The following is a 13521-nucleotide window of genomic DNA, read 5'->3' on the forward strand; positions in this document are numbered from 1 at the left end:
ACTTAAAGTGCAAATCATAGCCCGCTTCACGAAACGTCTCTTTGATGTTCTCTAATGCTTGCTTGTGCCTTGGTGCCAGCATGCCACTGACGTTCTCCGCTAAAAAGAACTTGGGTTTCTTATCTGTCAGAATGCGAATAAATTCATAGAAAAGCTGACCACGATGATCATCAATTCCACGCTTACTGCCGGCTTCGCTCCAGCTCTGACAAGGAGGTCCACCAATAATGCCATCACAATCTGGCACATCTTCACTCTCGATATTAACAATGCTTCGGCGGTCTAACTGAGTATCTGGATGGTTATGTTCATAGGTTGCCCAGATCTGCTTGTCGAACTCATTGGCAAATGGAATGCTGAATCCCGCTTTTTCAAAGCCCAGATCTAACCCACCAGCTCCGCTAAAAAAAGAAGCGACTGTTAATTTCATTGATGCTCTCGTTTGGTTTACGTCATGAAAAGATTAAAGCACTTTACTGTATATAGAGTCAGTAAAAAGGCTGGGGATTATATCACATACATTGATTTTTGTGAGATGGGTTTATGCTCTCGCTGCCTTACTTACAGGTTCAAAAAGTGTGCTGCATAAACAAGAAAGCGCCGTACAGTACGGCGCTTGGTTCCAATGGTAAACGGTTACTCACCCGCTACTTTCATGGACTCGATCAGAATTGACCCCGTCTGAATTTGTGAGCGCGTTTCAACGTCGTCTCCCACAGCCACTATCTGTTGGAACATGTCTTTTAAGTTACCGGCGATCGTTACTTCTGAAACAGGGTATTTGATTTCACCATTTTCAACGTAGAAACCGGCTGCACCACGAGAATAATCACCCGTAACTGTGTTAACCCCCTGCCCCATCAACTCAGTAACTAAGAAGCCTGTCCCTAATTCTTTCAACATGGCTTCAAAGCTTTGACCTGTAGACTGAACAAACCAGTTATGAATACCACCCGCGTGACCAGTTGGTGTCATATCCATTTTTACGAGCGGCATAACTCGTCAATAGATAAGTCGAAAGTACACCATCTGTAATGATTTGCTTATCTTGCGTAAACACGCCCTCGTTATCAAACGGGCTAGACGCCAAGCCACGTAATACGTGAGGTTTCTCCTGAATATTGAACCATGAAGGCAGGATTTGGTCTCCCAGCTTGTCTAACAAGAAAGAAGATTTGCGATATAGGTTGCCGCCGCTAATCGCCATCACGAGATGACCGATAAGCCCTGTCGCTACATCAGCAGCAAACATCACAGGCATTTGCCCGGTACGCAATCTTTGTGCATCTAAACGACTGATGGTCTTTTCTGCGGCTTTTAGCCCCACAGTTTCAGGTGACCACAAATCCTGTTTACGACGAGATACGGTGTAGCTGTAATCTCGTTCCATATCGCCGTTTTCACCAGCACCAATCACGCAACAGCTAATACTGTGTCGGCTCGAAGGGTAACTTGCTAACAAACCGTGGCTATTACCGTAAACTTTCAAACCATAGTGGCTGTCGTAGCTTGCACCATCGCTTTGCTTAATTTTGTCGCTGAACGCCAGCGCTGCTTTTTCTGCCGCAATAGCGAGCTCCGCAGCCTGATCGGGTTCAGGTTCATCTGGGTGGAAAAGATCGAGATCGGGAATGTCCTTAACCATCAGTTCTTTCGGGGCAGGACCTGCGCAAGGATCTTCAGAGGTGTAGTTCGCAATGTCTAACGCCGCCATCACTGTTTGGTGGATGGCTTTTTCGCTCAAATCTGATGTAGAAGCACTGCCTTTACGTTGCCCACGATAAACCGTTATACCTAATGCACCGTCACTATTGAACTCGACGTTTTCAACTTCACACATACGTGTGGAAACGCTGATACCTGTGCTTTTGCTAATGGCGACTTCAGCCGCATCCGCAGTACCTGTTGCGATGTCTAACGCTTTGCTGACCGCTTTTTCCAATTCCAACGTCTGTTGGGCGATTTGCTGTTTTACGTCCATACCGAAATAACTGTGTTTTAAGGGATTATTAATTAAGGATAACAAGGTTTTCGCTTTCGCCCCATAATTCTTGTTAAAATAAGCGACAATTGAACATCGATATTGAAGTAGGCAAGCAGAAATGGCACGTAAAAACCAAAAAGCGCCGTGGGAAGAGGAAGAAGAAATCATCTGGGTGAGTAAGACCGAGATGAAGCAGGATATGGAAGCTCTGCAAAAGCTGGGGGAAGAGCTGGTTGAGTTGAAACCCGCTGTCTTAGACAAGTTTCCATTGAATGAAGATTTGCGTGATGCAATCGCCGATGCACAACGCTTCAAAAACGAAGCGAGGCGCCGTCAGCTTCAGTACATTGGCAAACTGATGAGAACTGAAGATCCTGAGCCAATTCAGGCGGCACTCGATAAGGTGCGCAATAAACACTCTCAGGCTACGGCTGAACTGCATAAACTAGAACAGCTGCGTGATCGTGTTATCGAAGAGGGAGACAGCGCTATTGCCGATGTGATTGAGCTATACCCAGCAGCTGATCGTCAAAGATTGCGCCAGTTAGCGCGACAGGCGAAGAAAGAAAAACAGGGTAATAAACCACCCAAGGCATTCAGAGAGATTTTTCAAACTCTGAAAGCACTTCATGATGATGAGCTATAAACCATAGCTCTCATGCTCAAAAAAAGCTGCCAGTGGCAGCTTTTTTAATATCTGATTTAAGGTCTATTCCGTTCCACCTACAGTGATGGAATCCAGCTTAAGCGTTGGCTGACCAACACCTACTGGTACACTCTGACCCGCTTTGCCACATACGCCAACACCGCGATCCAGCTCTAGATCATTACCAACCATAGACACCTGCTGCATGGCTTCAATGCCTGAGCCAATTAAGGTAGCACCTTTCACAGGGCGAGTAATCTTACCATCTTCAATTAAATATGCTTCTGATGTCGAGAATACAAACTTACCTGACGTGATATCAACCTGACCACCACCAAAGTTAGGTGCATAAAGACCGTTCTTCACTGTAGAAATGATTTCATCCGGTGAGTGTTCGCCAGCCAGCATATAAGTGTTGGTCATGCGTGGCATTGGCAAATGTGCATAGGACTCACGACGACCATTACCTGTCGGTGCAACGCCCATCAAATGTGCGTTGTGCTTGTCTTGCATGTAGCCTTTCAGCACACCATTTTCGATGAGTGTGTTGTACTTACCCGTTACGCCTTCATCATCGATATTCAGAGAGCCGCGAAGATCAGGCAAAGTACCATCGTCCACTATGGTGCAGTGTTTAGATGTGACTTGCTCGCCTACTTTACCGGAGAAGACAGAAGAGCCTTTACGGTTAAAATCACCCTCTAAGCCATGACCAACCGCTTCGTGCAGAAGCACACCCGGCCAACCTGCGCCAAGTACCACTGGCATAGTGCCGGCAGGAGCAGCATCAGCTTCTAGGTTGACTATTGCCTGACGTATGGCTTCATCAGCAAATTCAAACGCTTTTTTACGTCCGTTTTCTTCCTGTAGGAAAAACTCGTAGCCGTAGCGACCACCGCCGCCCGAGCTACCGCGTTCACGTCTGTCGCCTTTTTTCGCCAGCACGCTGATGGATAAGCGAACAAGAGGACGAATATCTCCCGCGTAAGTACCATCAGTCGCTGCAACCAGCATTTGCTCATAAACGCCACTCAGACTCACCGACACTTCTTGCACCAAAGGCTCTTTGGTTCGGATGTACGCGTCTAATTGCTTTAACAACTCGATTTTTTGCTGCTTTTCCAAGCTTTCTAGAGGATTAGTTGACTGATAAATTTCTGGAGCTTGGTTACGTGAAAAAGCTTTAACCTGACCATTTTGTCCCTGCCCAGCAATGCCTCTTGCCGCTATCGCACTCTGCTTAAGTCCGGTAAGGTCAATCTGATCTGAGTATGCGAAACCCGTTTTTTCTCCGGTTATCGCCCTAACACCGACGCCGCGGTCAATGTTGAAAGAGCCATCTTTGATGATACTGTCTTCCAAAACCAACGACTCGTGCCAGCTCGACTGAAAATATAGATCGGCATAATCAATGTCTCGGCTGGCAATGATGCCCAAGGTTTCTGTCAGGTCTTGCTCTGTCAGCCCGGTTGGTGCCAGAAGCTCTTGTTCGATTTGGTTGATTGTCATTTGATTGGCTCTTTCTTTAGTTCGCTCCTGAACCGATTGTGTTCAGTTAGCGGCATGTTCTTTCTGATTGTGGCGACCTGTTCTAAATCCAGATCAACCAATAAGGTTTTGGCGTTCTGTTCAAGTGATGCGATGACTTCACCCCATGGGTCAATTACCATGGAATGTCCCCAGGTTTCACGACCACAATTGTGTGTCCCGCCCTGATTCACCGCTATGATGAAACACTGGTTCTCAATAGCTCGGGCGCGCAGTAGTGTTTCCCAATGGGCTTTCCCCGTGACCGCAGTAAATGCAGCAGGAACCAATATGACATCAGCCCCATCAAGACGCAGTTCATTAAACAGTGCAGGAAATCTTAAGTCATAACAAATTGTTAGACCAAGTGTAGCAGAGGGCAACTTAAGTAGCGAAATCTTGTTACCGTAAGTAAAGGTATCCGACTCCCGGTAACTGCCTTGTTTGTCCTCTACATCCACGTCAAACAGATGCAGTTTGTCGTAATGAGCAGCAAGCTCTCCATCGGGTGAGTAAATAAGCGTGGTGGTCGACACACCATTTTCCTGCCGAACAGGAAAGCTCCCAATGTGTAACCATACCTGGTGCAATTTCGCTAACGCCTGGAACTCGGATTGAAGCTCGCCTTCACCCAGCTCCTCTGCGACGGAGTGATAATCTGAACGTTGACCAAATACCAGTGCATTTTCTGGTGTAGAGATAAGCTCAGCCCCCTGTACTGCAAGGGCTTCGACACCTTCACGAATGTACTGGAGGTTCTCCTTCGGTTTCGCACTGGAGGTCATTTGAATCATACCAATACGCATCGTCACTCCTTCTTTGCACAATTGAGGTTATTCCGCCTTGTCAGGTACTTGGTACTGCCCTTTGCTTCTGGAAATCTCAGTGACATTCGGGTTATCTAACGGACCTTTGACCGCGTAATTCACTTTTGTGAAAACATCAACCACTGGTGATAACGCGGTGGTAATAGCAAATACGTAAATCGCTGTCTGCGGTGCAACCGCAAAGGCGGTGAGTACTGGAATACCAGACGTAAGATCAGGCACAAACTCCACTTCAGCATCCACGGTTTGTGTCTCTAAATTGGCTAAGCCTTTTATACTCATGCGACCCGCAACGGCATCCATTTCGATATCATTAGTCACAAAAATACCGTTCTTCACTTCGCCCGAACCGGTAATGCTATTGAACGCCATCCCTTTATCAAACACGTCGCTAAAGTCGAGCTGCATTTTTCGGATGATGGAGTCCAGGCTGAACAAGCCAAGCAATCGAGCGGCACCACTCACGTCTGAAATGATCCCTTTCCCAAGCTTAGAAGATATACGCCCATTTACGGTGCTCATTTGCGGAGACCAAGGCGCGCCACTCCATTCAAGATCCGATTCCATATCAAATGGCGCTTTCTGGATCCCTGATGTGATACCGAATCGCTCCATCACTTCAGTATTATTCTTGCCAGACATCGACATAGTGAATTTAGAGCGGCTATCCGATTCGTTCAGCCTCCACCAGCCTGATGCTTTGAACTTGTTATCACCACTGGAGAAAGAGATGTTTTTCCACTCCAGTCTGTCACCCTGACGCAGGAAGTCCACGTTTACTTTACCGATCTTATAGCCTTGCAACCAAAAATCATTGATGGCGAGAGTCAGGTTAGGTACAGCATCATGAAAAGCACGGTCGAAAGGCGTGATCAGCGGCTGAGGTTTTTCATCATCCAGTGCAAGGGGTTTTGGCTCATCGGTCTCTTCTAGCCCCGGGATATAAAGCTGAAGTCTGTCTAGTGAAACCGTTAAATCATAAGGTTCTAGATAGCTGGCCTGCCCGGAGATCTCTGCACTTTCGACCTCCATTTTCCAGCCCAGCCTCTTCCTGCGTGCGTCAAAGTTGAAATCGTTCCATTCTACCGTAGCAAGAGTCAGGGACTTGCTTTCTACTTTTACAACGTCTGGAACCGGGATTTCAGGCACGTCCAGTTCACTCACTAAGGGCTGAGGTCCTGTTACTGGCCCCAGGAACAGTTCCAGCCACTGATCTAAATCGAACTCATCGCGTCGAATGACCGCACTATGACCGGAGATCGGGCTAACCCGAAACGCACCACGCCCGACCACCAATCGAGACGCGTCAAACTTTGGCATATCCTCAGTAATATCAATTTCAGCCTGATACTTAAACTCTGGCAACTGAAGACGTGCTGAAATGGTTTCCTGATTTCCGGAAGCCTGCAAGCGGGCGGATGCTTTTTCTCCCAGCGCTTTCCCCAAAGGCTCTGGGTACTGGCTGGTAATAAACTGCGCATCAGCATTAACATCAACCTGATAGGTAAAACCAACATCATTGATTTGTAGATCGACATCCATCGTCCATGGCGCATGCCCCTGCACACGTTTCAGCCACGTTTCGCCCACATAAGCTTTTAATGGCTGAACATCCCAATCACCGACAACATCTATGCCTACTGCGTAGTTTTTCCCCTGAGTCTGACCATTAAAATCAAGCGAGACAGGTTGCCCAAGCAAATCGGCAGAGAGTCCGGACGAGCGAACCACATCATTATCAAATTCAATGCGACCCGACGCGTTGCTCAATGTCATTGATGGTGTTTCAATTTCGACCTGATTATCCGGCAACCTTGCCCAGCCCCAAGCTCTTGTGTCACTACCATCAAATGGTATCTTGAGCCTGAAATCTGCGTTGACGTCTCCTTTAACCCGGACAGCAGTTAATGCAGCACCCACCGAATCGACAAGTGGTGTCGCCATCATGTAATCGCGAACAGCGTCACCTTCACCGTTGGCAATAGCTTCAATTTCAATGTGACCATCTTCAGCAAGTTCTGGAATCCGCCCTGTAATGCGAGTCGCATTTACGTCCATCAACGTGGCACTGCGCGAGTCCAGATACATGGCATCGTTTTGGAAAAGCAGATCCAGTTGAAGGTTTTTTAGAGGAGGCCAAGCAGTATCGAAGCTGAATTGTGACTCTTTAAGATTCACTAGCGCTTGAAACATGCCATCGTTATTTTGATATGGGAATTGCCCTAAGCTTCCGTACCAAAGTAATTTAGAGGTCGAAGCCTTACCACCCTGAATCGCCGTCGACAGATAATCGGTCAGCTCCGTCCCTAACGCCAGAGTAGGCAAATAGCGCCATGTCTCGCCCGCGTTGAACACGTCGGTTTCGGCGTAAATTGAAAGAAACGAACTGCCTTCATCCGGTACATCGAGTTTAAACGCCCCCAGCACTTGCATGTCTGGTGTGGCGGCAGTGACTTTATCTGCCCATAGGCTCCAGCCATTCTCACCATTTTTCCAGGCAACATCGACCTGTGCCTGACGAATTCGAAGGGGAGCCTGAAATACATCACCATACGGCAGTTCATCATCAATCAGCGAAACACGAGCGTTTATCTGCTCTAGTGAGCCTGAGATATCTGCTGCCAAATGATGAACCTCGGGAAGAAGTTCCCACTGCTTCATGGCACCGTCTTGTAACTTCCCTGAAAATTTCAGGCTGGATAACGACTCCCCCATAGAAACGCGAATGTCTTCTATTCTTCCACCCAGCTCGACGGTTTCCAGCCAGTCATTGAGTTTTTCAGACTCAGGCATTAGATGGGTGAAAGGGGTCAAAGTGACAATATCCACTTCTGACACATTCAGTTGCCAGGCGTTTGCATCAAATTTGAAGACAGCATCCAGCTCTGGCCATGGTGTATCATCGGTTCTTAATTTGAGTGAGTGAGCATTCACTTGCCACCCTTTTTCAGCTGGCATCATGTTCATGATACCGTGCTCAATCAGCAGGCTGTGTTCTGACTCTTTATTCCAGCTCACTTCACTGGGCAGTAATTCAACATAGGCATTGCTTGGGCGACCGTCTTTCAAAGACAGCCAGGAATTAAAGCTGGCATGACCTTCAAGGATTCCTACTTTATCTTTCAGGTACTGAGTCAGCCAAGGTGTCACCTGCAAGTTTTCCGCGCCAACAAAAAAGTCACCATTGATGCGAGTTAAATCCGCGGTTTCCTCAAAATTGGCTTTTACCGTCAAACTGTTGATGTTTTCATCTGCAATACCAATCACACCGTCAGCCCGATGGCGTTGGTTACGGTTTTGCCATTTCAGGTGCTCGATTTCCAGCGTTCGAAATTCCCCAGTAAAGGTCTGGTAAGCGATGCTGGAATTGGCGATAGAGAAGTCATTAAGCTGTCTGAGCAGCAGGTGCTCTATATCTTTCAGAACTTGCTCGGATGAGGAGTTCTCTGTTGCAGGTGTTCCTACCGCCTGACCGGACTCTTTCAGCCATTTAATGTGACTGATATCGAGGCTCAATCCATCGATACGCAATGTCGAAACAACGGGCGTCAGGTAGCGAAGAGAAGCAAACAGATCCAATTCAACCTCTGCGTGCTGAATAGTGATCTGAGTTTTTTCTTCATCAGGAAGAATGGCTTTAAGGTTTTCGAGCGCAATGAATGGATGAGTGTTTTTCCAGTAACCACTGACGGTATCGCTCTGGAACTCGATTCCCGTGGTTTGCGAAACCCAGGATTCAATATCGCTTTGGTATTTATCTAACCGAGGAAGTGACACACGCAAAACAGTAACGGTGATCGCAAGGATCACCATTACACTAACTAAACTCCAAATGAGTGTGCGCCAAAGTAAAGATGGCTTAAACTTCACTGCTGCTCCATTTACATCATCACGACATCAAACTGTTCTTGGACATACAGTGGCTCAGGTTGAATCTTCACTTCCTTGCCGATAAAGACTTCGAGCTCAGCTAGCGCGTGAGACTCCTCACCCATTAGGGTATCTGACACTGCCGGAGAAGCATACACCACAAATTTGTCGGCATCGTAAGCTCGGTTGACTCGAGTAACTTCGCGCAATATTTCGTAGCACACCGACTCAACGGTCTTCACTGAACCTCGTCCTTTGCAGGTTGGACACTCAGAACAGAGAACATGTTCAATACTTTCTCGTGTGCGTTTGCGCGTCATTTCTACCAGACCTAAATGCGTAAACCCGTTGATGTTGGTTTTCACACGGTCAAGCGACAGCGCCATTTCCAGCGAAGCAAGTACTCGCTTGCGATGTTCATCTGACAACATATCGATAAAGTCGATAATGATGATTCCGCCAAGATTACGCAGGCGAAGCTGTCTGGCTATTGCCTGAGTGGCTTCAATGTTAGTGTTGAATATGGTCTCTTCGAGATTTCTGCGACCTACGAACGCCCCTGTATTGATATCAATCGTCGTCATTGCTTCTGTCTGATCGATAATAAGGTAGCCACCAGACTTAAGCTCGACTTTTCGATCCAATGAACGCTGGATCTCATTCTCGGTATCGTACATGTCGAAAATCGGCTTATCGCCTTCGTACAGCTTAAGCTTTTCATGCAGCTCTGGTACGAATTCAGAAACGAACTCTCTGAGGTTCTCGTACACTAAGCGGGAATCAATCTGAATACTGTCCAGCTCTGTACCGACAAAGTCACGAAGAATACGGTGCGCCAGCCCCAACTCTCCGTAAAGCATAGAGCGGGTTTTGTATTTTTTACGGCGCTCTATTACTTTGCTCCACAGGCGCTTTAGAAAGGCTGCATCTTGTGAAAGCTCCTGCTCGTCTGCTCCTTCCGCAGCGGTTCGGATAATAAATCCGCCATGCTCATCGCAATAATCAGCAACCGTTTTTTTCAGTCGGTCGCGCTCTGTTTCACTTTCAATGCGCTGAGAAACACCGACGTGACTTGCTCCGGGCATGAACACAAGATAGCGGGAAGGTAAAGTGATGTCGGTAGTAAGACGTGCGCCTTTGGTGCCTAAAGGGTCTTTCACCACCTGGACGACAATGTCCTGCCCCTGACGGACAAGCTCTGAGATGTCTCTGACCTGAAATTGCTGCTTTTCGTTTTCGGCAACACATTCAGTATGAGGAACAATGTCTGAGGCATGAAGAAACGCGGCTTTATCAAGACCAATGTCCACAAATGCTGCCTGCATCCCTGGTAATACCCGGCTCACTCGCCCTTTGTATATGTTGCCAACAATGCCTCGTTTCGATTCTCGTTCAATATGAACTTCTTGTAAGATGCCACCTACAATCATCGCTACCCGAGTTTCGCTCGGAGTAACGTTTATTAACAACTCTGCACTCATTCGTGTGCCTCAAATTAAATTAGAAAAATTTGTGCAAGAGCTGGTCAGTTTCCATTAAAGGCAACCCCATCACTGCGTGGTAACTGCCTTCGATGCGAGAGACGAATTTCCCTCCAATCCCCTGAATTCCATAACTGCCAGCTTTATCGCATGGTTCACCTGTTTCCCAGTAACTTTTTATTTCTTGTTCTGATAGGGGTTTAAACCACACGCTTGTTTCAATTAGTTTTGACTCGTTTCGAGTTTTGTCCATTACGGTCACTGCCGTAAGTACCTGGTGGCGTCTATCTGACATTCTGCTTAACATTGCGACTGAATGTTCTAAGTCATCGGGCTTTTCCAGCACGTCACCATCAATGACAACGATGGTATCGGATCCCAGGACCACACCCGATTTATCCGTTAGCTCGAACCCTGCCTGCGCTTTTTCTTTTGCAAGACGTTGAACGTACTGCTCCGCCGTCTCGTTACTCTGTTTTTCTTCAACAATATCTGGAGAAACGGTATCAAACGTATACCCCAGCAGACCAAGCAGTTCTTTTCTTCTTGGTGAGCTTGAAGCTAAGGTTAACCTGCGCGATTGCTGAGACATACCTTTTTCCTTATCAATTATCGAATATGCCAATGGCGTCTCACTCGACGCAACAATAAGAATATCCAAGGCCACAAGATACAGTTCACCAGTGCCGCCCAAAGGGAAAGTGGGTTAAAGGTGACATCCTGAATTAAGTATTCACCGAAAAACTCCAGTAAATCGGCCAGAATAGTCAGCAGTCCAATGATGATGGCCTGTTGCCATAACGCCATATTCCGCAATACGAGGAAGTTAAGTGCCACGAGGTACACGGTGATGGACATCATCATACCGCGAATGCCCAAAGTGGAACCCAATAGCAGATCCCAAATGAGACCAAGAACCAGCGCTGTGCCCACATTCACTCTGTGTGGCAGGGCAAGAACCCAGTAGAAAACGATCAGCAGCAGCCAGGCAGGTCTGAATATTTCGAACATTCCCGGCCATGGAATAGCCTGAAACACAAGCGCAATCAGAAAGGTTGCCCAAATGACCATGCGCCCTTGAAGAACACTATTCGCCATTGTTGTCCACCTCATCTTTTGCTTCTTCGTTTTCAGTGTCTAAAGATTGTTCTTTTTGCCTTTCTTCGCTTGGCCATACGAGCAGTAAGTAGCGCAGCCTGTCGAATGCCACTACAGGTTCAGCTGTAATGGTAGCGAATGGTCTGCGGTTGTCTTTCTCCACTGAAGTTACGTAACCCACTGGGTAGCCTTCCGGATAACGCCTGCCCAGACCAGAAGTCACCAGTAAGTCGCCTTCTTCAATCTCTGTGCTACTAGGAATGTGTTCAATCTGAATGGAATTAATACTGCCATTACCTGATGCAATCACTCGAATGTCGTTTCGCACCACTTGCACCGGAATGGAGCTGTTTGTATCCGTGACCAACAGCACACGAGCATTATGCGCGGCAACAAAAGTCACCTGACCTACAATGCCTTTTTCGTTGATGACTGGCTGACCAACGTAAACACCGTCTATCTGACCTTTGTCGATCACCACCTGATGTCGGTATGGAGACGAGTCCACGGCCATTACTTCGGTAACCACCTTTTTCTCATCACGGACAAACGGTGACCCAAGTAGCTTTCTCAGGCGCTGGTTTTCTTCCCGGTATTGATCGAGCAGTGTGAGATTACTTTTCAGGCGCAACACTTCGCGCTTCAAAGCCTGATTTGATGTTAGCAGAGTTTCACGGGTGTTCACGCGCTCATACATACCGTCGAACATAGTACGAGGTAGGTTTGCTAAGTACTGAATAGGGGCGACCGAGCTGTTTAATAAATAGCGTACGCTTGAGAATGTGTCTAAACGACTATCAGCCAGCATAAGGCTGGCTGATAGAATGACAGCAAAAAACAGACGCAGTTGCAGGGATGGTCCCCTGCCGAATATCGGTTTCATCGCTGTTTACCAGAAGTTAAAAGCTGCAAAGCTTACTCTTCGCTAAACAGATCGCCACCGTGCATGTCGATCATTTCCAGCGCCTTACCACCGCCGCGTGCGACACACGTTAATGGCTCTTCTGCTACAACGACTGGGATACCCGTCTCTTCTGTCAGTAGTCGATCTAAGTCTTTAAGAAGAGCACCACCACCTGTCAAAACCATACCGTTTTCTGAGATGTCAGAAGCCAGTTCTGGTGGACACTGTTCCAAGGCAACCATCACTGCCGACACAATACCTGTTAAAGGTTCTTGCAAAGCTTCCAGAATCTCATTCGAGTTTAGTGTGAAGCTACGAGGCACCCCTTCTGCAAGGTTGCGACCACGAACTTCGATTTCTTCAACCTCATCGCCTGGATAAGCAGAACCGATTTCGTGTTTAATTTTCTCGGCGGTTGCTTCACCAATCAAGCTACCATAGTTTCGACGCACATAGTTGATCACAGCTTCATCGAAGCGGTCACCACCAATACGAACGGATGAAGAGTAAACCACACCATTTAGTGAGATAACGGCAACTTCTGTCGTACCGCCACCGATATCGACCACCATAGAACCTGTAGGCTCAGAAACGCGAAGACCAGCACCGATTGCTGCCGCCATTGGCTCATCAATCAGATACACTTCGCGTGCGCCTGCACCCAAAGCCGATTCACGAATTGCTCTGCGCTCTACCTGAGTCGAACCGCATGGAACACAAACAAGCACACGTGGGCTTGGTTTTAAAACGCTGTTGTCATGCACTTGCTTGATGAAGTGCTGAAGCATTTTTTCTGTCACATAGAAGTCTGCGATAACGCCGTCTTTCATTGGGCGAATGGCAGAAATGTTACCAGGAGTACGACCTAACATTTGTTTGGCTTCGTGCCCTACAGCGGCGACACTTTTTGCACTTCCCGCGCGGTCTTGTCGAATAGCAACTACTGAGGGTTCATCAAGAACAATGCCTTGACCTTTTACGTAGATAAGAGTGTTGGCTGTACCTAAATCGATAGAGAGATCGTTTGAAAACATGCCACGAAGTTTTTTAAACATATTCTTCGTTCATCCTGCAAGCATTAAGAAGACATAAAATTGCACTAAATGTACCAATGCCTTGCGTTATCAGCAAGGCATTGGCATGTAAACATGGGCTGAATCTCGCTTTTTCTTGCAGATTCTTTA

Annotated in this window: 10 protein-coding genes and 1 pseudogene; 1 reads left to right on the forward strand and 10 read right to left on the reverse strand. The window is 47.3% G+C overall.

Annotated features, from left to right (window positions below; translation table 11 throughout):
- On the reverse strand, positions 1-430 hold a 430-nt coding region (locus RH89_RS17875; RefSeq protein ID WP_004405104.1), incomplete at its 3' end, for a DNA cytosine methyltransferase.
- A gap of 206 nt (positions 431-636) precedes the next feature.
- A pseudogene (pmbA, locus tag RH89_RS17880) lies at positions 637-1981 on the reverse strand (metalloprotease PmbA).
- 121 nt (positions 1982-2102) lie between these two features.
- Between pmbA and yjgA the strand changes: the two are divergent.
- A complete protein-coding gene (gene yjgA, locus RH89_RS17885; protein WP_004405108.1) occupies positions 2103-2630 on the forward strand; it encodes a ribosome biogenesis factor YjgA in 528 nt (175 codons plus the stop codon).
- A gap of 63 nt (positions 2631-2693) precedes the next feature.
- Here yjgA and tldD read toward each other — a convergent pair whose 3' ends face one another.
- The 8 genes from tldD to RH89_RS17925 are packed head-to-tail and all read right to left on the reverse strand — an operon-like array spanning position 2694 to position 13392.
- Positions 2694-4139 carry a metalloprotease TldD gene (gene tldD / locus RH89_RS17890; protein ID WP_004405109.1) on the reverse strand — a complete coding sequence of 482 codons (1446 nt, stop codon included), beginning with the start codon at positions 4137-4139 and terminating at the stop codon, positions 2694-2696.
- Entirely contained in the window at positions 4136-4963 is an 828-nt protein-coding gene (locus tag RH89_RS17895) for a carbon-nitrogen hydrolase family protein (RefSeq protein WP_004405111.1), read from the reverse strand. The genes tldD and RH89_RS17895 overlap by 4 nt, the downstream gene beginning before the upstream one ends.
- A gap of 27 nt (positions 4964-4990) precedes the next feature.
- Entirely contained in the window at positions 4991-8854 is a 3864-nt protein-coding gene (locus tag RH89_RS17900) for a YhdP family protein (RefSeq protein WP_038146620.1), read from the reverse strand.
- A gap of 11 nt (positions 8855-8865) precedes the next feature.
- Entirely contained in the window at positions 8866-10335 is a 1470-nt protein-coding gene (gene rng, locus RH89_RS17905) for a ribonuclease G (protein WP_004405113.1), read from the reverse strand.
- Between the two features lie 19 nt (positions 10336-10354).
- Positions 10355-10927, reverse strand: a complete 573-nt coding sequence (locus RH89_RS17910; RefSeq protein WP_004405114.1) for a Maf family protein — start codon at positions 10925-10927, stop codon at positions 10355-10357.
- 17 nt (positions 10928-10944) lie between these two features.
- A complete protein-coding gene (gene mreD / locus RH89_RS17915) occupies positions 10945-11433 on the reverse strand; it encodes a rod shape-determining protein MreD (RefSeq protein WP_004405115.1) in 489 nt (162 codons plus the stop codon).
- Positions 11423-12316 carry a rod shape-determining protein MreC gene (gene mreC, locus RH89_RS17920; protein ID WP_004405116.1) on the reverse strand — a complete coding sequence of 298 codons (894 nt, stop codon included), beginning with the start codon at positions 12314-12316 and terminating at the stop codon, positions 11423-11425. The genes mreD and mreC overlap by 11 nt, the downstream gene beginning before the upstream one ends.
- A gap of 32 nt (positions 12317-12348) precedes the next feature.
- A complete protein-coding gene (locus RH89_RS17925) occupies positions 12349-13392 on the reverse strand; it encodes a rod shape-determining protein (protein ID WP_004405117.1) in 1044 nt (347 codons plus the stop codon).
- Positions 13393-13521: the final 129 nt, after the last annotated feature.

Source organism: Vibrio nigripulchritudo ATCC 27043 (genome assembly GCF_000222685.1).
Taxonomy (GTDB): domain Bacteria; phylum Pseudomonadota; class Gammaproteobacteria; order Enterobacterales; family Vibrionaceae; genus Vibrio; species Vibrio nigripulchritudo.